Source organism: Streptomyces sp. CB01249 (assembly GCF_001905735.1).
GTDB lineage: Bacteria > Actinomycetota > Actinomycetes > Streptomycetales > Streptomycetaceae > Streptomyces.
This window is the reverse complement of record NZ_LISW01000004.1, coordinates 373,210-396,661: the sequence shown is the minus strand read 5'-3', so window position 1 is coordinate 396,661 and position 23,452 is coordinate 373,210. Positions and strand designations below refer to the sequence as shown.

The 23,452-nt window shown below is 70.5% G+C and carries 25 protein-coding genes and 1 tRNA gene; 17 read left to right on the top strand and 9 right to left on the bottom strand.

The features are described 5' to 3' along the window. Positions 1-176 precede the first annotated feature (176 nt). Complete coding sequence (locus AMK18_RS21440; protein WP_073863969.1) at positions 177-1,121, top strand: Yip1 family protein; 945 nt, start codon at positions 177-179, stop codon at positions 1,119-1,121. A gap of 68 nt (positions 1,122-1,189) precedes the next feature. On the opposite strand, the gene AMK18_RS21435 is transcribed toward AMK18_RS21440, so the two are convergent. Together AMK18_RS21435 and dcd are read right to left on the bottom strand one after the other, a co-directional pair. Continuing rightward, entirely contained in the window at positions 1,190-1,690 is a 501-nt protein-coding gene (locus tag AMK18_RS21435; RefSeq protein WP_073863967.1) for a phosphoribosyltransferase, read from the bottom strand. 7 nt (positions 1,691-1,697) lie between these two features. Continuing rightward, positions 1,698-2,273, bottom strand: a complete 576-nt coding sequence (gene dcd / locus AMK18_RS21430; RefSeq protein WP_018102070.1) for a dCTP deaminase — start codon at positions 2,271-2,273, stop codon at positions 1,698-1,700. A gap of 452 nt (positions 2,274-2,725) precedes the next feature. Here dcd and AMK18_RS21425 point away from each other — a divergent pair. Further along, positions 2,726-2,796, top strand: a tRNA-Gly gene (locus AMK18_RS21425). Positions 2,797-2,907: 111 nt separating this feature from the next. On the opposite strand, the gene AMK18_RS21420 is transcribed toward AMK18_RS21425, so the two are convergent. Next, complete coding sequence (locus AMK18_RS21420) at positions 2,908-4,359, bottom strand: amidase (RefSeq protein WP_073864212.1); 1,452 nt, start codon at positions 4,357-4,359, stop codon at positions 2,908-2,910. A gap of 115 nt (positions 4,360-4,474) precedes the next feature. Between AMK18_RS21420 and AMK18_RS21415 the strand changes: the two genes are divergently transcribed. After that, entirely contained in the window at positions 4,475-5,077 is a 603-nt protein-coding gene (locus AMK18_RS21415) for a TetR/AcrR family transcriptional regulator (RefSeq protein ID WP_073863966.1), read from the top strand. Positions 5,078-5,292: 215 nt separating this feature from the next. On the opposite strand, the gene AMK18_RS21410 is transcribed toward AMK18_RS21415, so the two are convergent. Next, a complete protein-coding gene (locus tag AMK18_RS21410; protein ID WP_073863964.1) occupies positions 5,293-5,502 on the bottom strand; it encodes a DUF6243 family protein in 210 nt (69 codons plus the stop codon). Positions 5,503-6,021: 519 nt separating this feature from the next. Here AMK18_RS21410 and AMK18_RS21405 point away from each other — a divergent pair. From AMK18_RS21405 to AMK18_RS21390, 4 genes are all read left to right on the top strand, one after another. Continuing rightward, the gene (locus AMK18_RS21405) at positions 6,022-6,225 is read left to right on the top strand and encodes a cold-shock protein (protein ID WP_018102064.1); all 204 of its coding nucleotides are present in this window, start codon (positions 6,022-6,024) and stop codon (positions 6,223-6,225) included. A 190-nt stretch (positions 6,226-6,415) separates the two neighbouring features. Further along, on the top strand, positions 6,416-7,858 hold the full coding sequence (locus AMK18_RS21400; RefSeq protein WP_073863963.1) for a DEAD/DEAH box helicase: 1,443 nt from the start codon (positions 6,416-6,418) through the stop codon (positions 7,856-7,858). 46 nt (positions 7,859-7,904) lie between these two features. Further along, positions 7,905-8,258 carry a hypothetical protein gene (locus AMK18_RS21395; protein ID WP_376452091.1) on the top strand — a complete coding sequence of 118 codons (354 nt, stop codon included), beginning with the start codon at positions 7,905-7,907 and terminating at the stop codon, positions 8,256-8,258. Positions 8,259-8,307: 49 nt separating this feature from the next. Further along, the gene (locus AMK18_RS21390) at positions 8,308-8,619 is read left to right on the top strand and encodes an SCO5918 family protein (RefSeq protein WP_073863961.1); all 312 of its coding nucleotides are present in this window, start codon (positions 8,308-8,310) and stop codon (positions 8,617-8,619) included. A 146-nt stretch (positions 8,620-8,765) separates the two neighbouring features. On the opposite strand, the gene AMK18_RS21385 is transcribed toward AMK18_RS21390, so the two are convergent. Continuing rightward, entirely contained in the window at positions 8,766-9,125 is a 360-nt protein-coding gene (locus AMK18_RS21385) for a hypothetical protein (protein WP_018102062.1), read from the bottom strand. A gap of 675 nt (positions 9,126-9,800) precedes the next feature. Between AMK18_RS21385 and AMK18_RS21380 the strand changes: the two genes are divergently transcribed. The 4 genes from AMK18_RS21380 (at position 9,801) to AMK18_RS21365 (ending at position 13,006) form a co-directional block, all read left to right on the top strand. Further along, positions 9,801-10,139: a MerR family transcriptional regulator gene (locus AMK18_RS21380; protein ID WP_026171381.1), complete on the top strand. Its 339-nt coding sequence runs from the start codon at positions 9,801-9,803 to the stop codon at positions 10,137-10,139. Positions 10,140-10,378: 239 nt separating this feature from the next. Next, the gene (locus tag AMK18_RS21375) at positions 10,379-11,776 is read left to right on the top strand and encodes a signaling protein (protein WP_073863960.1); all 1,398 of its coding nucleotides are present in this window, start codon (positions 10,379-10,381) and stop codon (positions 11,774-11,776) included. A gap of 104 nt (positions 11,777-11,880) precedes the next feature. Beyond that, positions 11,881-12,624 (top strand): GOLPH3/VPS74 family protein, encoded by a 744-nt coding sequence (locus AMK18_RS21370; RefSeq protein WP_073863959.1) that lies wholly within the window; start codon positions 11,881-11,883, stop codon positions 12,622-12,624. 34 nt (positions 12,625-12,658) lie between these two features. Continuing rightward, entirely contained in the window at positions 12,659-13,006 is a 348-nt protein-coding gene (locus tag AMK18_RS21365; protein ID WP_073863958.1) for a hypothetical protein, read from the top strand. Positions 13,007-13,084: 78 nt separating this feature from the next. Here AMK18_RS21365 and AMK18_RS21360 read toward each other — a convergent pair whose 3' ends face one another. Next, positions 13,085-13,867: a hypothetical protein gene (locus tag AMK18_RS21360; protein WP_073863957.1), complete on the bottom strand. Its 783-nt coding sequence runs from the start codon at positions 13,865-13,867 to the stop codon at positions 13,085-13,087. A 191-nt stretch (positions 13,868-14,058) separates the two neighbouring features. On the opposite strand from AMK18_RS21360, the gene AMK18_RS21355 reads away from it, so the two are divergent. From AMK18_RS21355 to AMK18_RS21345, 3 genes are all read left to right on the top strand, one after another. Then, a complete protein-coding gene (locus AMK18_RS21355; RefSeq protein ID WP_018102051.1) occupies positions 14,059-14,643 on the top strand; it encodes a TetR/AcrR family transcriptional regulator in 585 nt (194 codons plus the stop codon). A gap of 181 nt (positions 14,644-14,824) precedes the next feature. Then, positions 14,825-15,583, top strand: a complete 759-nt coding sequence (locus AMK18_RS21350; RefSeq protein ID WP_073863956.1) for an SDR family NAD(P)-dependent oxidoreductase — start codon at positions 14,825-14,827, stop codon at positions 15,581-15,583. Between the two features lie 147 nt (positions 15,584-15,730). Then, positions 15,731-16,660 carry a glycosyltransferase family 2 protein gene (locus AMK18_RS21345; RefSeq protein WP_073863955.1) on the top strand — a complete coding sequence of 310 codons (930 nt, stop codon included), beginning with the start codon at positions 15,731-15,733 and terminating at the stop codon, positions 16,658-16,660. Between the two features lie 174 nt (positions 16,661-16,834). Here the strand turns inward: AMK18_RS21345 and AMK18_RS21340 are convergent, their stop codons facing one another. Further along, complete coding sequence (locus AMK18_RS21340; protein WP_107422352.1) at positions 16,835-17,851, bottom strand: glycoside hydrolase family 11 protein; 1,017 nt, start codon at positions 17,849-17,851, stop codon at positions 16,835-16,837. Between the two features lie 336 nt (positions 17,852-18,187). Between AMK18_RS21340 and AMK18_RS21335 the strand changes: the two genes are divergently transcribed. From AMK18_RS21335 to AMK18_RS21325, 3 genes are all read left to right on the top strand, one after another. Then, complete coding sequence (locus AMK18_RS21335; protein WP_073863953.1) at positions 18,188-19,762, top strand: hypothetical protein; 1,575 nt, start codon at positions 18,188-18,190, stop codon at positions 19,760-19,762. A 206-nt stretch (positions 19,763-19,968) separates the two neighbouring features. Continuing rightward, on the top strand, positions 19,969-21,276 hold the full coding sequence (locus AMK18_RS21330; protein ID WP_073863952.1) for an ammonium transporter: 1,308 nt from the start codon (positions 19,969-19,971) through the stop codon (positions 21,274-21,276). Continuing rightward, entirely contained in the window at positions 21,273-21,611 is a 339-nt protein-coding gene (locus tag AMK18_RS21325; protein WP_018102045.1) for a P-II family nitrogen regulator, read from the top strand. The genes AMK18_RS21330 and AMK18_RS21325 overlap by 4 nt, the downstream gene beginning before the upstream one ends. A gap of 4 nt (positions 21,612-21,615) precedes the next feature. On the opposite strand, the gene AMK18_RS21320 is transcribed toward AMK18_RS21325, so the two are convergent. Both AMK18_RS21320 and AMK18_RS21315 read right to left on the bottom strand, forming a co-directional pair. After that, positions 21,616-22,260, bottom strand: a complete 645-nt coding sequence (locus AMK18_RS21320) for a response regulator (RefSeq protein WP_018102044.1) — start codon at positions 22,258-22,260, stop codon at positions 21,616-21,618. Beyond that, on the bottom strand, positions 22,257-23,447 hold the full coding sequence (locus tag AMK18_RS21315) for a sensor histidine kinase (RefSeq protein WP_073863951.1): 1,191 nt from the start codon (positions 23,445-23,447) through the stop codon (positions 22,257-22,259). The genes AMK18_RS21320 and AMK18_RS21315 overlap by 4 nt, the downstream gene beginning before the upstream one ends. Between the last annotated feature and the right edge of the window lie 5 nt (positions 23,448-23,452).

The window sequence follows — 23,452 nt, the reverse complement described above, 5'->3', positions numbered from 1 at the left end:
CGGTGAAGCGGTCGGACCTGCCTCGGGGGCAGGACCGGCCGCTTCCGCGTTTCCCCGGCGGATGCTGGGGATAACCCCCGGGGGTCCCCTTAGGGGATGTCACATCTACGCGTCAAAGGCCGGTACTTCCCCGGCCCCGGGCTCCCATAACCGGCAGACCGGGTACGTTCGATGACGTGGCTGGATTCAGGATCGGACGCGGCCGGGACAACCGCACCCCGCAGCAAGGGCAACAGCAACCGCGGCAGCAGCCGTACGGCAATCAGGCATCGCCGCCGCCGTACGGGCAGCAGCAATGGCCGCCGTCGGGAGGACAGGGCGCCCCGCACCACGCCGCACCGGGCTACCACGGCGGACACCAAGGGGGCGGTGGCCACCCGGGCGGCGGCTACGCCGGGGCCGGCCCGGACGAGCCGGAGTACTTCACCGACCCGACGCCGTACCCGTATCCCCAGGGCCCCAACCCCGGCGACCCGTACGCGAACAATCCGGGCCACACGCAGGCGTTCCGCGTGGACGAGGAGCCGTACAGCGACGGCAACGCCTACCGCGCCGGACACGCGCCCGCGGCTCCCATGGGCCCGCGCCTGCACTGGAAGCAGCTGCTGAGCGGCATCGTGACGCGCCCCGGCCCGACGTTCTGGCAGATGCGCGACTACGCGGTCTGGGGCCCTGCCCTAACGGTGACGTTCCTCTACGGCCTCCTGGCGCTCTTCGGCTTCGACCAGGCCCGCGACGACGCGATCCACGCCCCGGTCTCCAGCGCGGTGCCCTACGTCATCCTCACGGGCGTCTGCTTCGTGCTCGGCGGCCTGGTGCTCGGCGCGGTCACCCACACGCTGGCCCGCCAGCTCGGCGGCGACGGCGCGTGGCAGCCGACGGTGGGCCTGTCCATGCTGATCATGTCGATCACGGACGTGCCGCGCCTGGTCTTCGCGATGTTCCTGGGCGGCGAGAACGCGCTGGTCGTCATCCTCGGCTGGGTGACCTGGCTGGCCGCGGCGGCGCTCCTCACCTCGATGGTGAGCAAATCGCACGACCTGCCGTGGCCGAAGGCGCTGGGCGCGTCGGCGATCCAGCTGCTGGCGCTGGTCTCGATCCTGAAGCTGGGCACGATCTGACGGCCGCGCCGCGCATACGGAAAAGGGCCCCGGGGTGACCGGGGCCCTTTTCCGTTGCAAGGCTCTTACTACGCGTCGAGAACCTGCCCACTACGCCGTACGACGGGCTTCTCCACGCTCCACGGGAAGTTGATCCAGCGGTCGGTCTTCTTCCACACGTACTCGCACTGCACGAGCGAGTGGGACTTCTCGTAGATGACCGCGGACCGCACCTCGGCGACGTGGTCGATGCAGAAGTCGCGCACCAGCTTCAGCGTCTTGCCGGTGTCGGCGACGTCGTCGGCGATCAGGACCTTCTTGTCCGAGAAGTCGATCACGTTGGGCACCGGCGCCAGCATGACCGGCATCTCCAGGGTGGTGCCCACGCCCGTGTAGAACTCCACGTTCACCAGGTGGATGTTCTTGCAGTCCAGCGCGTACGCCAGACCGCCCGCGACGAACACCCCGCCGCGCGCGATGCTCAGCACCACGTCGGGCTCGTACCCGTCGTCGGCCACGGCCTGCGCCAGCTCGCGTACGGCGTGGCCGAAGCCGTCGTACGTCAGGTTCTCCCGTACATCGTCGGTCATCGGGCCCTCACACCTGCGTCCGGTGGAAATTCATGAAGGAGCGCGACGCGGTGGGACCGCGCTGCCCCTGATAGCGCGACCCGTACCGCTCGGAGCCGTAAGGGAACTCGGAGGGAGAACTCAGCCGGAACATGCACAGCTGGCCGATCTTCATGCCGGGCCAGAGCTTTATCGGCAGCGTCGCGAGATTCGACAGCTCCAGGGTCACGTGCCCGGAAAAGCCCGGGTCGATGAAGCCGGCCGTGGAATGCGTGACCAGCCCGAGCCGGCCGAGCGAGCTCTTCCCCTCCAGCCGCGACGCGAGATCGTCGGGCAGCGAGATGACCTCGTACGTCGACGCCAGCACGAACTCCCCGGGGTGCAGGATGAACGCGTCGTCCCCCTCCGGTTCGACGGTGCGGGTCAGGTCCACCTGCTCGACGGCGGGGTCGATGTGCGGGTAGCGGTGGTTCTCGAACACCCGGAAATAGCGGTCGAGCCGCACGTCGATACTCGACGGCTGCACCATCGACGCGTCGAATGGATCAATGCGTACGCGTCCGGCGTCGATCTCGGCGCGGATGTCCTTGTCTGAGAGAAGCACCCACCGAGGATACGCAGAACGCGCGGGTCCGCCCTCATCGGGCCGCCCGCGCGCCTGTCCTCCGTCACCCGCCGCCGCTACCGCCGCTCGAACACCACGGGAACGGCATGCCGCAACCGCGCACACCGGGGACACCGGATGAGCCGCCCGGGCCCGATCCGCCCTGCCCCGAGCTGCTGCATCGGAAACGAGCTGGTAGCGAAAACGTGCCCTTCGGCACAGCGGACGACGGTGCGCTCCATGGAGTCCATCAAGTCCCTTCCCCATCAAGCCGTGGACGAGACCGCCACATTAGGGGATGAACAGGCCCCCCCTCCACGCGGCACTCCGACACCCACGCTACGCCCCCAACTCCCGCCACACACACAGCCGATCCGGAACGTCGCCGCGAGGGGATCGCGATGGGGTACAGTGTGCGAGGATGCGCCGCTGGATACGCGGCCGCCGATTTCGCGGGTGTAGTTTAATGGTAGAACATGAGCTTCCCAAGCTCAGAGCGCGAGTTCGATTCTCGTCACCCGCTCTTTCCACAAACCCTCAGGCCAACGGCCTGGGGGTTTGTCGTTTCCTCAACTCCCTGTGGGCCGCGCGCCCTCTACGCGGCCCAAGTCGACGTACTTGCTGGGAGCATTCTTCAGCGGGCTGAATCATTCCCTGCCCATACCGTGGGGATTCGGCCTGACCACGGACTTGCCTGTTCGAGTTGGCCGGCGAGGCGGAAGAGTCGGTCTTCGAGGCCGTATCCGGCGGCGAACTGCATGCCGACCGGGAGCCCCGTGCCGGGGTCGGCCGTCACGGGTACGGACATGGCGGGTGTGCCTGCCACGTTGAACGGCATGGTGAACGGCGACCGGTCATGGATGCGCTCGATCCAGCCGAGGCCGTCCAGTGCCTCCGCACCCTCCGTGTGAGTGCCGAGAGACACGGGAGGCTCCGGCAGGGTTGGCGTGAGGAGGATGTCGTACTCGTCGAAGTACCGCGCCAGGCTTCGGGCCACCCGGTTCCGCATCGCGAGAGCGGTGTGGAATTGCGCGCCGGTGACCCGATGCCCGTAGTGGTAGCCGGCGAGGGTCGCCGGTTCGAGGGTCGAGGAGTCGATGGGGCGGCCGAAGGCGGCGGCCAGGCCGTCGACCAAGGTGGTGAGGTTCACCGTCATGAGTCGGGCGTTGGACAGGACGAATTCCTCCCAGCCGACGCCGAGGGCGACCTCAACCTCCGTTACCTGATGACCAAGGAATTCAAGCAACCGCACGGTGCGGGAGAGGGCGTCGGTCACCGGTGCGATGGTGCGGCGTCCGCCCCACGCCTGGGCGAGCACACCGATGCGCAACGAGCCCGGATGACGGGTGACTTCCTCCGCGTACGGCCGTGACGGCTGCGGGGCGAAGTAGGGGTCGCCCGATTCCGGGCCGCGTATCCGGTCGAGCAGTACCGCACTGTCGCGTACGGTGCGGCTGACGCTGCCGTGGACGGCCAGGCCGCTGAAGACCTCGTCGACGTCGGGCCCCATGGACACCCGGCCACGGGTCGGCTTGATCCCGAAGAGGCCGTTGTAGGCGGCGGGGATACGGAGCGATCCGGCGGCATCGGTGCCATGGGCGACCGGAACCACCCCGGCCGCGACAGCGGCGGCAGCGCCTCCACTGGACCCGCCCGCACTGCGCTCCAGATCCCACGGGTTACGGGTCACGCCGTACAACGCGGATTCCGTCGAGATGCCATAAGCCATCTCCGGTGTCGCGGTGCGCCCGAACGTCACGAGACCCGCGCGCCGGAAGCGCCGCATCAGCGAGGAGTCGGCGCCGACGACGTTACCGGCCGCCAGGCGGCTTCCCAGCTCCATCCGCCGCCCGGCCATGGCCACCGCGATGTCTTTGATCAGAAAGGGGACGCCGGCCAGTGGTGTGCTGCCAGGGGCAGGTTCGTCGTCGGTCGGCCAGGTCTCCACGACGGCGTTGATCTGCGGATCAACCGCCTGCACGGCTTGGCGTGCGACTGCCTCCAACTCGGCGGAGCGTACCTCGCCTTCGGCCACCAGCTCCGCCAGCCCGACCGCGTCGAAACTCACGTACTCAGAAGCTTTCACCGTCACTCCCCACCAAGAAAGATACCTTTGAATACCGAACGATACCCAACGGTATCGTGTGGGTCCGACTGGTACCGTGGCGAGGGCGTGAACCGCACGATCGACCGGAGTAGTCATGGCATCGACCCTCAGCAGGCCGAGCAGAGTGGCGAAGCTGCCGCCTCGTGAGCGCATTCTCGACGCCGCCGAAGAGCTCTTCCAGAGAGAAGGGATCCGGCTGGTGGGGGTCCAGGCGATCGCCGACAAGGCCGAGACCACCAAAATGGCGATCTACCGGCACTTCGAGACCAAGGACGCGCTGGTCGCGGAGTGGCTGCGGATCGTCGCCGCGGACTATCAGGCGGCCTTCGACCGGGTGGAAGCCGAATATCCCGACCGGCCCGAGGAGCAGATTCTGGGCCTGGCCCGATTCATCGCCGAGGGGCTGTCGGCGATCTCATACAGGGGTTGCCCGTTCATCAACTCCCTCGCCGAGCTTCCCGACCGCCTTCATCCGGCACGGCGAGTGATCGAGGACCACAAGGCCCTCCAGACCCGCAGGCTGATCGGCATGTGCACCGAAGCGCAGATGCGCGACCCCGGACAGGCCGCGGCCGAGATCACCTTCGCGCTCGAAGGGGCCCAGGTCAGCACACAGAACGGAAGCATCGATCGGACGGGAGACCGCCTGATGAAAGTCGTCGAGGGAATCGTGGACCGGCACCGCTCCCCGCGCTGAGTTGCTTGACCGAGAGCGGCGGACCCGGAGACGTCGGCCGGGCGGACCCGAGACCCACGCAGCCCCTCGTGCCGCATGGATCCCGCGGGTCACGCCATGGAGTTCATCACCGTGCCGTACGGAGGCCGGCCCGCGTAGCCGCATGCGCCGAGGACCGCGCTCCCCTGCGGAGTGCGGTCCTCGGGCGCTGCCTGTGCCACGGCGTGCGCGGTGCGTCAGCTCAGGTCGTCGTCCGTCTGCCCCGTGCTCCCGGCCGCATGAGTCTTCTCGCGCATCTTGCGCACCAGCTCCGCCTTGCGGTCAGCGGCACCCTGGCGGTCGAGGTTGCGGTGCGGACCGTTGTTCTGCCGTTCGGCGCGGGACAGCTTCTTGCGCTGGCCGCCGCCCTGGCCCACGGGGTTGTTGATGTTCTTGCTGTCGGTCACGGGTTCTCCCGGTGTGTCATGAAGGGATCCACGGTGGGGGACGGGGGGCTGTTACGGAGGACGTCAGCGGGGCCCGTCACGCTCTCAGCCGTGAATCGGCGCCTGGAAGAACGTGCCGAGGACGTTACCCGGTCCTGTCGGCCCCGCACGCCATGCCTTCGGCACCCCGGCGTCCGCCGGCGATCGGCTGGTCCGAGATGCCGGTGCCGCCGGGCGGAAACGCTCTGCCCGGGGTCACTGAATACCTCTGTCGGCCGTCTCAGAATTTAGCGGTCCGCACCGGAAGGGTTTCTGTTGCGGCGTGCGCGGGAAAATGTCGGGCGCACATAAACCCTTCTCGGCGTGCTACGGTCGGAGCCAGTTGCAGTTGTGGTACCCAAATATCTTCAGGCGCCTCGGGCCGGCCGAAAGCCGCAGAGGGGCGCTTAGTATTTCCGGTCATTTCCGGGCAGGGCATCATCGCGGCGACACGGGGTCCGTAAAGTGCGGATTCCGGTGTACTGCCCAAAGGAGATTGACATGGCTACTGGCACCGTGAAGTGGTTCAACGCGGAAAAGGGTTTCGGCTTCATCGAGCAGGACGGTGGCGGCGCTGACGTGTTCGCCCACTACTCGAACATCGCCGCCCAGGGCTTCCGCGAGCTCCAGGAGGGCCAGAAGGTTTCCTTCGACATCGCGCAGGGCCAGAAGGGCCCGACGGCCGAGAACATCGTCACGGCCTGACGCCACGCGCATCAGTAGCTGGGGCCCGCATCCTTCGGGGTGCGGGCCCCAGCTACTTGTTTTTCTCCGCTGCCGGTACGGAATTCCCGCCGGCCGCGTTCGCATTTCATTCGGTCCGTGCCTGTGATTCCCCGCGCCGCTCTTTCGCTGCGGAATTCCTTGATGCATGCCGTATCAAGGAAGGTTCAGCATGAACCCCACGCGCACGAACAGCCGGTCCGGCCCGGTTCGAGGCCGACGCTCCGGCGCTTCCGTCCCGAGCCGTTCGAGTGGCCGGCGACCCGCCCCGATGCGGGGAGAATTCGCCCTGCCCAAGACGGTCACCCCGGCGCTGCCCGCGGTCGAGGCGTTCAGCGAGCTCGACCTGCCGAGGAGCCTGCTGGCCGCGCTCACCGCGCAGGGCGTGACCACGCCGTTCCCCATCCAGGGGGCGACGCTACCGAACTCCCTGGCGGGCCGTGACGTCCTGGGCCGCGGCCGGACCGGCTCCGGCAAGACGCTCGCCTTCGGCCTGGCCCTGCTGGCCCGCACCGCCGGTCAGCGCGCCGAGCCCCGTCAGCCGCTGGCCCTGGTCCTCGTTCCCACCCGGGAGCTCGCGCAGCAGGTCACCGACGCCCTCACCCCGTACGCCCGGGCCGCGCAGCTGCGGCTGGCCACCGTCGTCGGCGGGATGTCGATCGGACGGCAGGCGAGCGCGCTGCGGGGCGGTACGGAGGTCGTCGTGGCCACCCCCGGCCGCCTCAAGGACCTGATCGAACGCGGCGACTGCCGACTGGACCGGGTCGCGATCACCGTCCTGGACGAGGCCGACCAGATGGCCGACATGGGGTTCATGCCGCAGGTCACCGCGCTCCTGGACCAGGTCCGCCCCGGGGGCCAGCGCATGCTGTTCTCCGCGACTCTGGACCGTAACGTCGACCTCCTGGTCCGGCGGTACCTCGCGGACCCCGTCGTCCACTCCGTGGACCCCTCGCAGGGCGCGGTCACCACCATGGAGCACCACGTCCTGCATGTGCACGGTGCCGACAAGCACCGGCTGACGACGGAGATCGCGGCGCGCGAGGGCCGGGTGATCATGTTCCTGGACACCAAGCACGCGGTGGACCGCCTCACCCAGCACTTCCTGGCCAGCGGGGTCCGTGCCGCCGCCCTGCACGGCGGGAAGTCGCAGCCGCAGCGCACGCGCACGCTCGCCCAGTTCAAGACCGGGCACATCACGGTGCTGGTGGCGACGAACGTCGCGGCGCGCGGGATTCACGTCGACCACCTCGACCTCGTCGTCAACGTGGATCCGCCGACCGACCACAAGGACTACCTGCACCGGGGCGGCCGTACCGCGCGGGCCGGCGAGTCCGGCAGCGTCGTCACCCTGGTCACCAGCGGCCAGCGCCGCGAGATGACCCGCCTCATGGCGGCGGCCGGCATCGTCCCCCGTACCACCGAGGTCCGCTCCGGCGAGGCGGCGCTCAGCCGGATCACCGGCGCCCGGACCCCCTCCGGCGTTCCTGTGACGATCACGGCGCCGGTGTCCGAGCAGCGTAGGCGCGGCGCGGCGCCCACCGGTCGTCGCAACCCCGGCGCGGCCGCCCGGCGCGGGAGCGGGCGGCGGTCCGTCTCGCGCGCCGCGGCCTGAACATCCCGTGATCCGAATGACGGCCCATCTCCGCAGGAGGCACATGGTGACAGCGGTTCAGAATCAGCCCGCCCGGGTGAACACCGGCCCCGTCCTCAGGGCGACGCCCGACGCCCTGGACGCGGCCGGGCCACAGGTCGGCGACGACATGACCGTGGAGGTGGCCCTATCCGTCATGGCCAGTGCCAGGACCGTACGCCTGCGGGTCTGCGACAACGACGGCCTGTGCACCGCCCTGGTCACCCGAGCCCAGCTCACCGTCGTCCGCGACGGCCCCGGCTACTCGGACCGGGTCCAGCTGCGCGACATTCTCGGCGAGCGGGGCCCGGACGCATCGGCGGCCGTGACGGCCGCGCAGACCATGCGCCGACGGGCCTCCGCCGTCGCCCCGGCCCTCTGAAGCGTCTCCCCCGCGGAACCATCCCCCCCTTTTCCCCCTGTGAGGCATCGTGCGCTGTGTCATCGCCCGCTTCCCGTTCGAGCTCAGCAAGAGCGGTGTCCTGGACTCCTTGAAGGGCGTCAAGCCCGAGGAGGTCGTCGGGGACTCCGTGACCATCGGCCGCCGCGCCTATCCCGTCAAGCAGGTCGGTGAGGTCATCACCCGCCAGGACCGCCGCGACTTCAGTGGCGACGAAGTCCTCCGGGCGATGGCCAAGCTCGGCTTCACCTGCCACAGCACTCCCCGGGCCGCCGCGCCCGTCCCGGCCGTCAGCCCGCTCCAGCACGCCTCCGCGATGCTCGGCAGTCCGGTGACCGTCTGACCGCCTGACGCGCGGCGGGCCGGGTGCCCGCTGCTCCCCGCCCGGCCGACGGGACGCGCGAGCCGAAACCTGAGCAGTCGGAAGGGCCCGACCGGTGCGTACCGGTCGGGCCCTTCCGCGTAACGGTGGTTCCGTCCGCGCGGACGTCAGTGCTCGGAGTACGTGAAGTCGCCCATGGTCCAGGCGCTGACGTCCTCGATCGCGACGCGGTACATCCCGCCCGTCTCCGGGATCCCCACCGTGCCCTGGAGGATCCGCGCCATGTGGAAGTGCAGATACGCGGGCGGCCCCTCCCTCCCAGCCGCGGTGGTGAACATGGCGGAGAACTCGCCCAGGCGGGCCGAGTCCGTCAGGACCTCCGACACCCGCTGCCGCCACACGGCTTCGGGCGCCAGGCGGCCGGTGATGACGGCACCACCGGCGACCACGGTCAGGGACATCTGGTTGCTGTGCCCGGACTCCACCAGCGTGGCGACGTCAACGAGCAGCTCGTCAGGCTTCGACATGAGAGCGAATCTTATGCACGGGACGCCCCGTCGTCCCCTGGCCCCTCGGACAGGGCGGTCGGCCAGGGGATGGCGGACGCCTCGGGCACGGTCGATTACCTCCTTGGAGTGAACCCGAAAATCTATGGTGGCCGCAGTAGACATTGGGCGATGGCACGCCTAAGGTTTCTCTCGTAACCCAGAGAGACAGTGATACCCGGCAGAGACGGACTGCCGGTTGAGGACGCAGTCGCAGGACGGTGCGGCGGTGGAGTTTCGAAGCCAGGGTTGTTGTGACGGCGACGGGACTGACCGCCGGACCGGGTGGCCCGCAGCGAGGGGCCGCCGGAGCGGGACCGTCGACATGACAGTCACGGCGCCCGTGCACGCAGTACGCAGTACCCGCTGGTGAGAAGTTGATCATCGAGAGAAGAAGGAGGAGCCCGCGCCATCAGGATCGCCCGGGGCGGAGTCTTCGGCCCGCCCGGGTACCGCAGGACATCGATAGTGAGGTGGTCTCCGGTCAAGCAACCGCGATCCCCGCGCCCCCGACAGCAGCCAGGTCGGAGCCGCGGATACAGACGGCCGGTGCCGTGTCTGGGCCGGCAGGTGGTGTAGTAGTTCCTTCGGGGCCTTGGTGCCATTCGGCGCCAAGGCCCCTCAACGCGTTCCGTGCGTTCCACAAGAGAGGTGCAAGTGACAGCAGACGACTCGTACGGCCGTCTTGACGATGACGACTACCCCGCCTACACGATGGGCCGGGCCGCCGAGATGCTCGGCACGAGCCAAGGCTTCCTCCGCGCCATCGGTGAAGCCCGTCTGATCACCCCACTGCGTTCGGAGGGCGGCCACCGCCGCTACTCCCGCTACCAGCTGCGCATCGCCGCCCGCGCCCGCGAACTGGTCGACCAGGGCACGCCCATCGAGGCCGCCTGCCGCATCGTCGTACTGGAAGACCAGCTGGAAGAGGCGCAGCGCATCAACGCCGAGTACCGCCGCGCGAGGGAGTCGGCGGAGCCGCCGCGCGAGGACTGAAGCGGCGTCGGGCCTCGCGGGCGCCCGCCGGGGCGCCCCGCCCGTCGCCCTCTTGTTGCGTATGCCCTGACACCCCCTCCATGGTCCCCGCACTCCCTCCGACGGGCTCCCGGGTGCGTGCGAGGATTGGGCACCATTTGGACGACGATCTTGGAAGGGGGCGCGTCCATGCCCATATGCCGCACGGGACACGCCGCATCCGTCAGACCCGCGCAGTCGGGCAGTGAAGCCGGCCGGTCATGTCGCTGACCCGCCGGACCCTCCTGACCGCCGCGACCGCGGCTGCCGCTGCCCCGGTGCTCGCACCCCTCGGCACCACCCGGGCACCCGAGCAGATCGTGCTCGCTGCCGGAACCGCCACTGCGCAGCCGACGCAAGCCGCCCTGAACGCCCGGAACAGGTTCGACCTCACGGCCGAGCCCGTCGATCTGTTCGGTGGCGAGATCCGGCTGGCCCAGGGCAAGGTGCATCAGCAGGTCGCCTTTGATCCGGTGACCGGTCTGGCGTACGTGACGCAGATCCTCAGCAACGGGCGCCAACTCGCCGACGAGCCCGCTCCCGTGCCCGTCAGCGAGCGCGACCGGCGGGGTGATCTGTGCGTCAACGAGGTCGCTCCCGACGGAACCGTCCGCGCCGTCATGTATCTGCGAGGCGTCGGCCACGGTGGCGGGCTCGGCGTCGAGCATGTGGACGGCCGGGCCTGGCTCTGGCTGGAGACCGACGCGGATCCCGTCGCCGGCGGCGGTTTCGCCTACGGCAAGCGCGTCGGCCGTGTCGCCTTCACCCCCGACGCCATCGTGGACGCGGGAAGCGCCGACATCGAGGTGTTCGATCCCACCCCGGGAGCCTCACACGTCACCCCGGCCCTGGACCTCGAACACGGCCGCATCGCCGTGCGTCAGAAGGTGCTCGACGCCGAGGAGTACCTCGTCTACGACCTCGAAGCCTTCAAGCGGCGCAGCTTTACCCCGCTGTACCGCTTCCCGCCCATGTATCGCACTCAGTCATGGTGCCTGTACGGAGACCTCCTCTATCAGAACGAGGGCAACCCCTACAGCGCTGCCAATCCGCTTCCCGGCAATTCCTGGTGGAACGTCTACGACATCACCACCGGGCACCTGATCGAGCGACGCTTCAACACCACCGCGCTCGGCCTCTCCCACCGCGAGACCGAAGCCATCACCGTTCGCCGGACGCCTGACGGGCCGCAGCTCGTCTTCGGCTTCGCCACCCGAGAACCAGGACCGCGTCTCATGACTCTCTTCGGCATCACAGCCACCACCGATGGCACCGGCGACCACGTTCCGTGGACCAACCTGGACCACCCGAAGCTCTACACCCCGGTCAACAGCACCTACACCCCTCAGTACCGCCAGGTCGGCAATCGCGTCGACCTCCACCTTCGGCTTTCACGCACCGACGGCGGTCCGTGGACCAGCGGGGAGACGGTCCTCATTCTCCCGCCGCACATCCGCCCCAACCGCACCCAGGGCCTGATCGGACAGGTCACGGGTTCCGGGGTGTCCGGGCCCCTCACCGTCCGCTGGGAGGTACTCAGCAACGGTTCGTTGCTGCTCTTCGATGAGCGCCTGATCACCGGCTGGGTCGGTCTCGACGCCGGCTACTTCACCAGCTGAAGGGCCTTCAGGCAGGGGCGCGTCGCGCCCTGCCGCTGACTCCGATTCGCGAGCGCGTGCGAACATGACCCCGTTGTTCTTAGCGGGCTGGGGGTCATGTCGTCGTGTTCGTACCGCACTTCACGCTTCCCGAGGAGTTGTTGCTGCTTGCGCACGATCCCGTCGAGGGGCGGGTCGTGTGCCGGACGCACGCTCTGCGGCTCGGGATCGCGGGGGCCGTTGCCGCCGAGTTGGTGCTGGCCGGGCGGGTCGAGGTGCGGGACGGGAAGATTGTCGCGTCCGGTGCGCCGGGGATCGGGGACTCGTTTCTCGATGCGGCGCTGGCCGGGGTCGCCGGGCGTCGCAAGGGGCACAAGCTTCAGCGGTGGGTGCGCGATACCGCGGGCGTGAAGACCAGTGCGGGCAGGACGGACGAGGTGTGGCGCCACCGGCTCGTCGCGCGCGGGGCGCTGCGCGAGGAGCGCACCCGGACCCTGGGGGTCATCGCGCAGCGCCGCCACCTCGTGGGGCCGGACGACCGGACGTCGCCCGCGCGCGAGCGGGTGTCCGCTGTGGGGAACGGAGCGACCGGCGACGAGCGCGCCCGGCTGCTGGCCGCGCTCGTCGGGGCGACCGGGCTGGCCGGAAACGTACTGCCGGGGGACGAGTTGTTCCAGCCGCGCAGCGAGGTGACGGCCTCCGCCGGGCGGGACCCCATAGCGCGGACCGTACGGGAACTGATCCGCGAGCGGGAGGGCACGCCGGGGCGGACACGCGGCGGCGAGTCGCTGCCCGAGAGCACGGGCCCGGGCTGGAATCCGCTGAGCTGGATCTTCGACGGTGACGGCGGCGACGGGGGCGGGGACTGAGGGCGGGCGCGGTGCGCGTCGTACCCTCGCGTCCATGCACAGCAGCCTGACGGCACATGCGCGATGCCTGTACGGGGACGAGTACGGGCCCACCCCCGTATGCGGGCTTGAACACCGCGAGCATTACTTCGTCGAGGAGCTGACGTTCGCCGACGCGGGCGCCATCCTCGCCATGCTGCGCGCACTGGCCCCGAACATCGTGGACGGCTATCTGCCCGTGTGGGTACGCAACCTGGCGTACCGGCTTGTGCTGTTGCAGCGGCCGGACGAACCGGCGCTCCTGCGGGAGGCGGCTCAGAACCTCTGGCTGCACGGCCCCGACTGGGACGACGTGGCCACCGGGCTCACGGAACGGGCCGATGCGCTGGAGGCGTCGAGTTGATGACCCTCACTCGCGCTCGACATCGGCCGCACCTGACGGAGCCGGGCGGCCCGCGCCCCTGCGGGCGGCTAGGGGAAGCTAGGGGCAGCTCTCCTCGAACTTCACCGCCGTGATCTCGACCGGCTGTCCGTTCAGCTTCGCGCCCGCCGCGGGCACCTGGGTGCAGACCTTCCAGTTGCTCTCCAGCAGCACCATGCGGTCCTCCGCGGCGTCCTTCACCGTGAGCGAGGTCCCGGAGTCGAGCGCGGCGCGCGCGGTGTTCACGGACTTGCCCGCGAGGTCGGGCATCCGGCCACCCACCACCTTCGGCGGCTTCTTGTCCTTGGCCGGGCAGCTCTCCTCCGTCTTCACGGCGCCGAAGTCCAACTCGGTCGTCGTGGCGACCGGCTTGCCCGCCGCCACGTTCTGGGAGCAGACCTTCCAGTTCCGGTCGAACACCTGCATCCGGTCCCGGCCCGCGCTGTCGTGCGAGGTCAGGGTGTAGAAGCCCTTGGCCTGGGCCGCGTCCTGCGCGGACTGGAGCCCCATGCCGACGAAGTCCGGTACGGAGACCTCCGCTTCGGCCTCGTCGTCGGCCGGCCGGGTCGTGCCCTTCGGCGCGGGCGGCTCGGCGTCGGCAGGCGCACCGGCCTTCGGCGACGCCGTCACGGTGACCGTCGCGACGGGCGCGGGCGTCGCGCTGTTGACGTTCTCCGTGGAGCTGCCGCCGGCGCTCCCCGCGACGGCTCCGGCGACGAACAGGCCGACCGCCGCCGGAACGACGACGCGCTTGCGTGCCCAGGCCGGCAGGCCCGGAGCCGATCCGGACGGCTTCTGCGGGGCCGGGCCCCAGGGCTGCTGGGTGTTGTTGTTCCAGTTCATTCGTCCCCCCAAGGTGCGATTAGTGGAGGCATGACCGTATCCGTCACTCCGGGGCAAGGGGAGCCAGGTCCTCCGTAAGTGATGAATCCGTGATGGTGATACGGAGAATCGTGAAGGCGGACCGCCCGAGTCGGCGATCACCCGAACGAGGTAATTGACCGATCGTTCCAGAAACGCCTACGCTCTTCGATGTGGCCAGGACCAAGGAATTCGATCCCGAGGCCGCGCTGCAGGCGGCCCTTGAGCTGTTCTGGCAGCGCGGCTACGAAGCGACGTCGATGGCCGACCTCGTCGAACATCTCGGCATCGGCCGGGCCAGCATCTACGCCACCTTCGGCAACAAGCACGAGCTGTTCCTGAAGGCGTTGGACCGTTACGCGGAGGGGCGCGATCCGCTCCTTCTCGCGGAACTGTCCCAGCCGGGGCCGGCCCTGCCCGCCGTCCGGACCGTGGTGCGCCGCTTCGCCGAGGAGGCCACATCACTGGAGGCGCGGCTGCACGGGTGCCTCATCACCAACACCGCTTCCGAGCTGGCACCGCATGACACGGCGGCGGCCCGCCGGGTGGAGATCAGCTGGGAGCACCTCGAAACCCCGCTGCACTCCGCGCTCGTACGGGCCCAGGCTCAGGGCGAGTTGCCGGAGGACCGCGACCCGCGTGCACTGGCCCGCCTGCTGCTCGTCCTGCTCCAAGGCATACGGGTCGTCGGCAAGGCGTCCAGCGATCCCTCCCGCGTACGGGAGGCCGCCGAGCAGGCCCTGTCACTGCTCGACTGACCCCGGCCGCCGACCGGACCGGGCCCCGCCTCCGCCCCTACCCCTACCCCTGTTCCGAACGGCCTGGCACTCCGGCCGAGGTGGGCCGGACGCAATCTCGCACGACCAAATAATGGAACGATCGGTCCATTTAATGGGTTCGCCGGCAGCCCGGCCGACCCCCTACAGAGGAGTTGTGGAAGTGAACCGCTTCATCGGCAGGTCTGTTCTCGTCACGGGCGCCGGCTCCGGCCTCGGCCGTGCCACCGCGCTCGCCTTCGCCGCCGAAGGCGCGTCGGTGGTGGTCGCGGGGCGCACCCGGGCATCCCTGGACGAGACGGTGCGGCTCATCGAGGTGAGCGGGGGCACGGCCGCCGCGGTCGTCGCCGACGTCACCGACTCGGAGCAGGTCCGGCGCCTGGTCGAAGAGAGCGTGGACCGCTTCGGCGGGCTCCACATCGCGGTCAACAACGCCGGGATTCTCCGAGGTTCCGGCCCGGTGGCGGACGTGAGCGAAGAGGACTGGGACGCGGTACTGCAGACCAACGTCACCGGCGTCTGGCTGGCGATGAAGCACGAGATCGCCCACATGCGGGCCCATGGGGGCGGCGCCATCGTCAACATCGCGTCCAACCTCGGGGCCCACCTGCGGATACCGAACGCCGCCGCCTACATCACGTCGAAGGCGGCCGTCTCCGCGCTGAGCCGGGCCGCGGCGCTCGACCACATCCAGGAGGGCGTCCGCATCAACGCCGTCAGCCCGGGAGCATCCGAGGCGCCCATGTCCCTCCACCCGGGCGAGACCGAGGCCGACCGGGCGGAACGGGTGAAGTCGCAGAACCCGCTCGGGAGGCTCGCGCAGGCCGAGGAGGTGGCGGCCGCGGTGCTGTACCTCGCCTCGCCCGCCGCCGGAGCGGTCGTCGGCACGGACCTGGTCATCGACAGCGGGGCGGCGGCTTGAGGGAGGGCGGACGTAGGACGGCGGCCTGAGGGGGAGCGGACAGGGGGGCGGCGGACGAAGGAGGGAGGACGGAGGACGGAGGGTGCCGGGCGGCGCGGCGGATACGGCCTAGCATCGGGGCCCCACCGATCACTGGAGTGAACCGCCATGACCTTGTCGCCGCGTATCGGGGTCGTCATCGTGACGATGGGGACCCGGCCCCGGGAGTTGGAGGCGCTGCTCGCGTCCGTGGCCAAGCAGGATGTGCCGGCCGCCCGTGTGGTGCTGGTGGGCAACGCGACCTCGCTGGACGACGTCTCGACCGATGTGCTCGGCGCGGCGGGCACCCCCGGTGCGACCGAGGTGACCAAGGTGCCGCTCACGGAGAATCTGGGGTGCCCAGGGGGCCGGAACGTGGGGCTTGAGCTACTGCGGGACGGGGGTGGGGCAGACGGGGGCGAGGTCGATGTCGTGGTCGAGTTGGACGACGACGGGCTGCTCATCGCGACGGACGTGTTCCGCGAGGTGCGGCGGCAGTTCGCGGAGGATCCGAGGCTGGGGATCATCGGATTCCGGGTCGCCGACGAGCAGGGGCGGACCGAACGGCGCTGGGTGCCGAGGCTGCGGGCGGGCGATCCGATGCGCGGGGGGCCGGTGACCGCGTTCCTGGGTGGCGGGCACGCCTTCTCGATGCCGATGCTCCGGCAGATCGGGCTGTGGCCGGGGGAGTTCTTCTTCGGGCACGAGGAGTCGGACCTGGCATGGCGGGCGCTGGACGGCGGGTGGGAGATCCGTTACGTGCCGACGCTCGTCCTCCAGCACCCTCGGACATCTCCGGCCCGGCATGCCGTCTACTACCGGTTCACCGCGCGGAACCGGGTGTGGCTCGCGCGCAGGCGGCTTCCGGCGCCGCTGATCCCGGTCTATCTCGGCGTGTGGATCACGCTGGCCATGCTGCGGATGCGCTCGGTCACGGGGCTGAAGGCGTGGTGGGGCGGGTTCGCCGAGGGGATCAGGACACCGGCCGGGGAGCGGGCGCCGATGAGCTGGCGGACGGTATGGCGGATGACCCGGCTGGGACGGCCGCCGGTGCTGTGAGGCGGGTGCGCGACTGAAGGGGTGCTCCGGGCGGGCGCCGCCCGGGTGCTACGGGCGCCCGGCCGGGCGGCCGCACCCGGGTGCCCCGGGGCAGCGTCGCCGGTGCGGTGAGGCAGTTGGAGGGCTGGGGCGTGCTCCGGGGTGGCCGCCGCCGTTCCGGAGCACGCCGGAAGGTCAGCCCGTGGTGCAGGAGACCGTCGGCCAGGTCCAGCTGCCGTTGGACTGGATGGTGACGCCGAAGTTGTTGCCGCTGCCGTTGGGCTTGGCGGTCAGCACTTGGGCGCTGGGGTAACTGGCGCTGATGTTCCAGGTGGAGAGGACCTTCTCCGGGGACGGGACGTTCATGGTCACGGTCCAGTTGCTGGAGCCGGAGACCGCGACGTTGAGGTTGTAGCGGTCGCTCCACTTCTCGCCTGCGGAGAGGGTGGCGGTGCAGCCGTTGTTGCCGCCGCCGGTGTTGCCGCCCCCGTTGTCACCGCCGCCGGACGTGCTGCCCAGCGTGATGCTGGAGCTGCCGCTGCTCTGGTAGCCCTCGGTGGCCATGATCATGTAGTTGAAGCTGCCGAGGTTCATCCCGTGCTGGGCCCAGGCGTCGAAGTGGTTGCCGGTGGTGATGGTGCCTCCGGTGCGCTTGGACTGGCGGACGCTCCAATACTGCTTGAACGTCTTGGTGCCCTCGATCGAGGGGGCGTTGGTCCGGGTCGTCTCGTAGATGTCGTACGTGCCGCCGTCACTGGTGACCGTGCCTTTGAAGGTCCCGGTGGGCCGGTACGTACCCCAGTTGTCCACGATGTAGTACTCCACCAGCGGGTTCTGCGACCAGCCGTAGAGGGCCAGATAGGCGTTGCCCGAGGGGTTGAAGGAGCCGGAGTACGTCACGCTGCGGCGGCCGCCCGTGCTCCAGCCCTTGCCCGCGACGAAGTTGCCGGTGTTGCTCCAAGAGGTCCCGTAACTGCCGCCGGAGCCGAGGTTCATGGAGACGCTGCCGGGGCTGTCCGTCCAGAACGAGTAGTAGTAGCCGTTGTTGGTCCCCGTCTGGTTCGAGGTCACGGTCGTGTCGGCGGTGGCCGTGCCGGGCAGGGCGATCGCCGCGACGACGGCGATCACCAGGGCGAAGGCGCTGCGGATGAACAGCCGTAGGCCGTTCACCTGTCTGGGGCGGCTCGTCGGATGTGCGGGGGTTGCGTACATGGGGGGAAGTCCTCCTCGTCCCGTGAGCAGGTAGGCGTCGGCAAGGGGGCCTGCCGACGGCGCTCAGTGTTGGACCGACCCCTGGGGGTGTCAATACTTTCGGCATGAGTTGCGAAACCTTCGAATGCCCTTGCCGGTAAGGGAGTTGGAGGATTGCGCAGCTCAGCTGCCATCGATTCGTCAGCGAGTAGTGCGGAATTGGAGAGGAAGTGACCTCTCCCCTCGAACCGAATGGCCGTCATTTCGAAAGTTTCGGGTCGGTGACGCCACTGATCAGCCTCTAGGGTTTGGCACGTGGTGGTCGGTGAAGAAGTACGGGCGGGCGCAAGCGAGTCGGTGTGCGAGCCGTGGTGGCGGGTCCACCGTGTCCCGCTGGTCTCCGTCGCGATAGCGCTGCCGCTGTACGTCGTGTGGGCGGCCGTCCTGGCCACCGGCGGCGGTGATCTCGCCGCGCAGCTCGCCTGGTCCGGGTTCACCGCGCGCCACCCGGGATCGGCGTACAACCTGTCCTGGTACGGGGGGATGCACACCGCGAGTTACAGCGTCTTCTCCTCGTACGTGATGGCCCTCGTCGGCGTCCGCACGGTGTCCGTGGTCTCCGGGCTCGCCGCCACCTGGCTGCTGGCCCGCCTCTTCGTCCGTACGGGGATGCGCCGCCCGCTCCCGCCCGCGCTGCTCGGCGCCTTCGCACTGTGGTGCAACGTCGCGTCGGGGCGTACGACCTTCGCGCTCGGCGTGGCCGTCGGGCTGGTCGCCTGCCGGTTCGCCCACCGGGCCGTGGTGGCCGTCGTCGCCGGGGCGCTGGCGACCATGGCCAGCCCGGTGGCCGGGCTCTTCCTGGTCGTCGTGGGCGCCGCGTACCTGCTCGACCGGCGGTGGCGCGCGGGCGCGGTCCTGATGGTTCCGTTCTTCGTGGTCGTCGGCGCGACGACGCTGCTGTTCCCGTTCCGGGGCGAGCAGCCGATGCACGCGGACCGGGTGTGGATGCCGGTGCTGGTCTGCGCGGTGCTCGCGGCGGCGGCGCCCTGGACGCGGGAATGGCGGCTGACGCGGTACGGGGCCGTGGTGTACGCGGTCGGCGTGGTGCTGACGTTCCTCGTCGCCTCCCCCATCGGCACGAACGTGGAGCGGCTGCTCGGTCTGGTCGCCGTGCCCGTGCTGTGCGCGGCGGTCCTCGACACGGTCCGGGCCGGGGCGCGGGTGCGTACGGGGTTCCTGGCCGCCGTCCTCGTGCTCTCCGGGTACTGGCTCGTCGACAAGACCGTGGACGACCTGCGCGTCTCCACCCCCGTGCCGTCCTGGGCGTCCCGCACCGAGGGGGTCGTCGCCGCGCTCGACCGGCTGGGCGCCGACCGGGTCCGCGTCGAGGTCGTCCCCGCGCGCAACCACCGCGAGGCCGCCGTCCTCGCCCCGCACGTCAGCATGGCCCGGGGCTGGAACCGCCAGCTGGACGTCGAGCGCGGGCGCCTCTTCTACGAGGGCGAGCTCACCCCGGACCGCTACCGCGCCTGGCTCGACCGCTGGGCCGTGGGCCTCGTCGTCCTGCCCCACGGGCGGCCGGACGGACCCGCCGAGGCCGAAGCGGCCCTGGTCAGGGGCGGGTTGCCGTGGCTGGACCAGGTGTGGGAGGACGACGGCTGGACGGTCTACCGGGTCCGGGAGGCGACCCCGCTCGCGCCCCCGCCCGCCACGGTCACCGGTGGCGGCGACGCGGAGCTGGTCCTGCGCATGGAGCGGGCCGGATCGGTGACCGTACGGGTCGCCCACTCCCCCTGGCTCCGCGTGCACGGGCCCACCGGGGCCTGTCTGCGGCAGGACGGCGAGTGGACGCGGCTGACCGTGCGGAAGCCGGGGACGTACCGGCTGGACTCGGCGTACGGGCTCGGCCGCTTCACGGGGCGCGGCTGCTGAGACCGGGCCCGGACCCGTAAGCCCTCAGCGGCGGGCCCGGACCGTGAGCCCTCCGGGCCGGGCCCGCGCCCCGTACCGCCCCGGTGAGATCCCGGCAACACCCGGGCAATGAAATACGGCGGAAACACACGGGGTCCCTCGCCGAAACGCGAGCCGGTCACGCTCGCAGTCGCTCCCACCGCTCCCCGCCCCGAGGAGGGACCCCCGTGACCCCCGTGACCGTGGCCGCGCCCGGCCTGGACAGCGGCGACACCGCCTGGCTGCTCGCCGCCACCGCCCTCGTTCTGCTGATGACGCCCGGGCTCGCGCTGTTCTACGGCGGCATGGTCCGCACGAAGAGCGTCCTCAACATGCTGATGATGAGCTTCGTCTCGATCGCCCTGGTCACCGTGGTCTGGCTGGTCGCGGGCTATTCGCTGGTCTTCGGCGACGACGCGTTCGGCGGGCTCGTCGGCGGCCTGGAGCACCTGGGTCTGGCGGACATCGGGCCGGACGCGCTGACCGGCGGGGTGCCGACCCTGCTGTTCACGACCTTCCAGCTCACCTTCGCGATCATCACGGCGGCGCTGATCAGCGGTGCGGTGGCGGACCGTACGAAGTTCGCCGCGTGGCTCGTCTTCGTACCGGTGTGGACGCTGCTCGTATACGTGCCCGTCGCGCACTGGGTCTGGGGGCCCGGCGGCTGGATCAAGGACTCGCTGGGGGCGCTGGACTTCGCGGGCGGGCTCGTGGTGGAGATCGCGTCCGGTGCGTCGGGGCTGGCGCTGGCGCTCGTGGTGGGGCCGCGCATCGGATTCCGGAAGGACGCGATGCGCCCGCACAACCTGCCGATGGTGATGCTCGGCGCGGGGCTCCTCTGGTTCGGCTGGCTCGGCTTCAACGGCGGCTCCGCGCTCGCCGCGAACGGGCTCGCCGCCGCCTCGATGCTCAACACGGTCGTCGCGGGCTGCACCGGACTGCTCGGCTGGCTCTTCGTGGAGCAGCAGCGCGACGGTCACCCCACCACCTTCGGCGCGGCCTCGGGCGCGGTCGCCGGGCTGGTCGCCATCACCCCGTCGTGCGGCACGGTCGGCATCCTGGGCGGCGCCGCCGTCGGGCTCGCGGCCGGTGTCGTCTGCTCGTACGCGGTCGCGTGGAAGTTCCGCTTCGGCTACGACGACGCGCTCGACGTCGTCGGGGTGCACTTCGTCGGGGGCGTCGTCGGCACCCTGCTCATCGGCCTGTTCGCGACCACCGCGATGACCGGCGGCGCGGAGGGCCTGTTCTACGGGGGCGGGGCGGCCCTGCTCCTGAAGCAGGCGGTGGCCGTGGTCGCGGTGGCGGCGTACACCTTCCTCGTGACGTACGGGATCGGCAAGGCGATCGACCGGCTGATGGGCCTGCGCGCCTCCTCGGAGGAGGAGGTCACGGGGCTCGACCAGACGCTGCACGCGGAGAGCGCCTACGATCACGGCGCGCTGGGTCATGCGGCCCCGCAGTCGGCGCTCCCGAGGGACAGGAAGACCGCTCCATGAAGCTCATCACCGCCGTCATACGCCCGCACCGCCTGGACGAGGTGAAGACCGCGCTCCGGGAGGTCGGCGTCCAGGGGCTGACCGTCACCGAGGCCGGTGGCTACGGCCGCCAGCACGGGCACACCGAGGTGTACCGGGGCGCCGAATACCGCGTCGACCTGGTGCCCAAGATCCGCATCGAGGCCGTCGTGGACGACGCGGACGAGGAGACGGCCCTCGACGCGGTCGTCCGGGCCGCCCGGACGGACCGCATCGGCGACGGCAAGGTGTGGGTCCAGCACGTCGAGACGGTGATCCGGGTCCGCACGGGCGAGCGGGGGCCGGACGCGCTCTGAGGCGTCAACGGCGCTTCAGCAGGCCCGTGTCCAGCGCCACCACCACCGCGCGCGTGCGGTCGTTGACGTCCAGCTTGGCGAAGATGCGCAGGAGATGGGTCTTCACCGTGGCCTCGCCGATGAACAGCCTGCGGCCGATCTCCGCGTTCGACAGGCCGTCCGCGACCGCTTCGAGCACGTCCGACTCGCGGGCCGTCAGGGCGACCGGGGCGGGCCGCCGCATCTTCGCCACCAGGCGCTGGGCGACGCGCGGGGCGAGCACCGTCTCGCCGCGTGAGGCCGCGTGGATGGCGTCCACCAGCTGCTCGCGGGTGGCGTCCTTGAGCAGATAGCCGGTGGCGCCCGCCTCCACGCCCCGTTCGATGTCCGCGTCGGTGTCGTACGTGGTGAGGATCAGCACCCGGGTCGGGGCAGGGCCCGCGACGATCTCCGTGGTGGCGCCGACTCCGTCGAGGACGGGCATGCGCAGGTCGAGCAGGGCGACGTCCGGGCGGAGGCGTTCGACCAGGGCGACCGCCTCGCGGCCGTTGCTCGCCTCGCCGACGATGTCGAGCGTCGGCTCGGAGCCGAGCAGGGCGACCAGTCCGGCGCGCATCACGGTGTGGTCGTCGGCGAGGACGATGCGCAGGGGTGCGGGGGTGGGCGTCATGGCACCTGGGGCCTCTCGGGCAGCGGGATGGTGGCGAGGACGCGGGTGCCGTCGCCGAGCGAGCTGGTGACGGTGAGCCCGCCGCCGAACTCCGCGAGGCGCCTGCGCATGCCGTCCAGGCCGAAGCCCCGGGAGTCCGCCACGACGAAGCCGCGCCCGTCGTCGGTGATCTCCAGCTCGGCGCCGCCGGGGTGTGCGGTGAGGACGACACCCACGGTGGTCGCGGCGGCGTGCTTGCGTATGTTGGCCAGAGACTCCTGGGTGCAGCGGAGCAGGGCGACCCGGGTCGGCTGGTCGCAGTCGAGGTCCGCGAGCTCGGCGGTGACCGTGAGGCCGGTGTCCTCGGTGAAGCGGTCCAGGGTGCGGCGGAGCGTCGCGGCGACGGAGCCCGCGGCGACCCCGCTGCTGGGGGCGGAGCCGACCAGGACCCGGGCCTCGGCCAGATTCTCCCGGGCCGTCTGCTCGATGGACTGCAACTGCTGGGCACTGCGCGCCGGATCCGCGGCGAGCTGGGACCTCGCCGCCTCGGCGAGCACGATGATCGACGCGAAGCCCTGGGCGAGGGTGTCGTGGATCTCCCGGGCGAGGCGTTCGCGCTCCTCGGCCGCGCCCTGGCGCCGCTGGCTCTCGGCCAGTTCGAGCTGGGTGCTCTGCAACTCGGCGCGCAGGGCGGCCCGTTCGTCGCGCTGGGCCAGGGCCCTCGGGGTGAGCACGGCCATCAGGACGGCGACCGCCCAGACGGGGAGCGAGGAGAGGGTGTTGTGCAGGAAGACCTCCGGCGCCCCGCCCTCCCGCAGGCTCCCGCCGACCGTGATGCCCACCGCCCCGAGCCCCGTGAAGAGGACGGCGCCCCGGGGGCTGTCCACGAAGACGATGAACTGGGCGAGCATCACGGTGTAGAGGGCGCCGAACCCGTCGCCCAGGTAGGCGAGGAGCCCGAGCCCCGCGGTGAGCACCGACAGATAGCCGTACGGACCCGGCACCCGGCTCCCGGGGCGCAGCCGCACCCGCGCGTAGCAGGCGGCGATGACGACCGTCAGGCCGAGGATGCCGAGCTTCCGGGCCCCGGGGGTCCCGCCCGCCATCGTGATCAGGGTGACCAGGGCGACGATGCCCCAGGACAGGGCCTCCCAGCCGTGGAGCACCCAGATCCAGAGCGGGTCGCCGCGCCGGGGCCGTTGAAGCATGTCCG

What these genes read in the sequence shown, in the direction of transcription:
- AMK18_RS21375 (WP_073863960.1), top strand. Translation starts at nt 10,379, where the DNA reads ATGTCGCTGACCCGCCGGACCCTCCTGACCGCCGCGACCGCGGCTGCC.
- AMK18_RS21385 (WP_018102062.1), bottom strand. Translation starts at nt 9,125, where the DNA reads ATGTCGAAGCCTGACGAGCTGCTCGTTGACGTCGCCACGCTGGTGGAG.
- AMK18_RS21340 (WP_107422352.1), bottom strand. Translation starts at nt 17,851, where the DNA reads ATGTACGCAACCCCCGCACATCCGACGAGCCGCCCCAGACAGGTGAAC.
- AMK18_RS21400 (WP_073863963.1), top strand. Translation starts at nt 6,416, where the DNA reads ATGAACCCCACGCGCACGAACAGCCGGTCCGGCCCGGTTCGAGGCCGA.
- AMK18_RS21360 (WP_073863957.1), bottom strand. Translation starts at nt 13,867, where the DNA reads ATGAACTGGAACAACAACACCCAGCAGCCCTGGGGCCCGGCCCCGCAG.
- AMK18_RS21415 (WP_073863966.1), top strand. Translation starts at nt 4,475, where the DNA reads ATGGCATCGACCCTCAGCAGGCCGAGCAGAGTGGCGAAGCTGCCGCCT.
- AMK18_RS21365 (WP_073863958.1), top strand. Translation starts at nt 12,659, where the DNA reads ATGCACAGCAGCCTGACGGCACATGCGCGATGCCTGTACGGGGACGAG.
- AMK18_RS21325 (WP_018102045.1), top strand. Translation starts at nt 21,273, where the DNA reads ATGAAGCTCATCACCGCCGTCATACGCCCGCACCGCCTGGACGAGGTG.
- AMK18_RS21405 (WP_018102064.1), top strand. Translation starts at nt 6,022, where the DNA reads ATGGCTACTGGCACCGTGAAGTGGTTCAACGCGGAAAAGGGTTTCGGC.
- AMK18_RS21320 (WP_018102044.1), bottom strand. Translation starts at nt 22,260, where the DNA reads ATGACGCCCACCCCCGCACCCCTGCGCATCGTCCTCGCCGACGACCAC.
- AMK18_RS21435 (WP_073863967.1), bottom strand. Translation starts at nt 1,690, where the DNA reads ATGACCGACGATGTACGGGAGAACCTGACGTACGACGGCTTCGGCCAC.
- AMK18_RS21315 (WP_073863951.1), bottom strand. Translation starts at nt 23,447, where the DNA reads ATGCTTCAACGGCCCCGGCGCGGCGACCCGCTCTGGATCTGGGTGCTC.
- AMK18_RS21345 (WP_073863955.1), top strand. Translation starts at nt 15,731, where the DNA reads ATGACCTTGTCGCCGCGTATCGGGGTCGTCATCGTGACGATGGGGACC.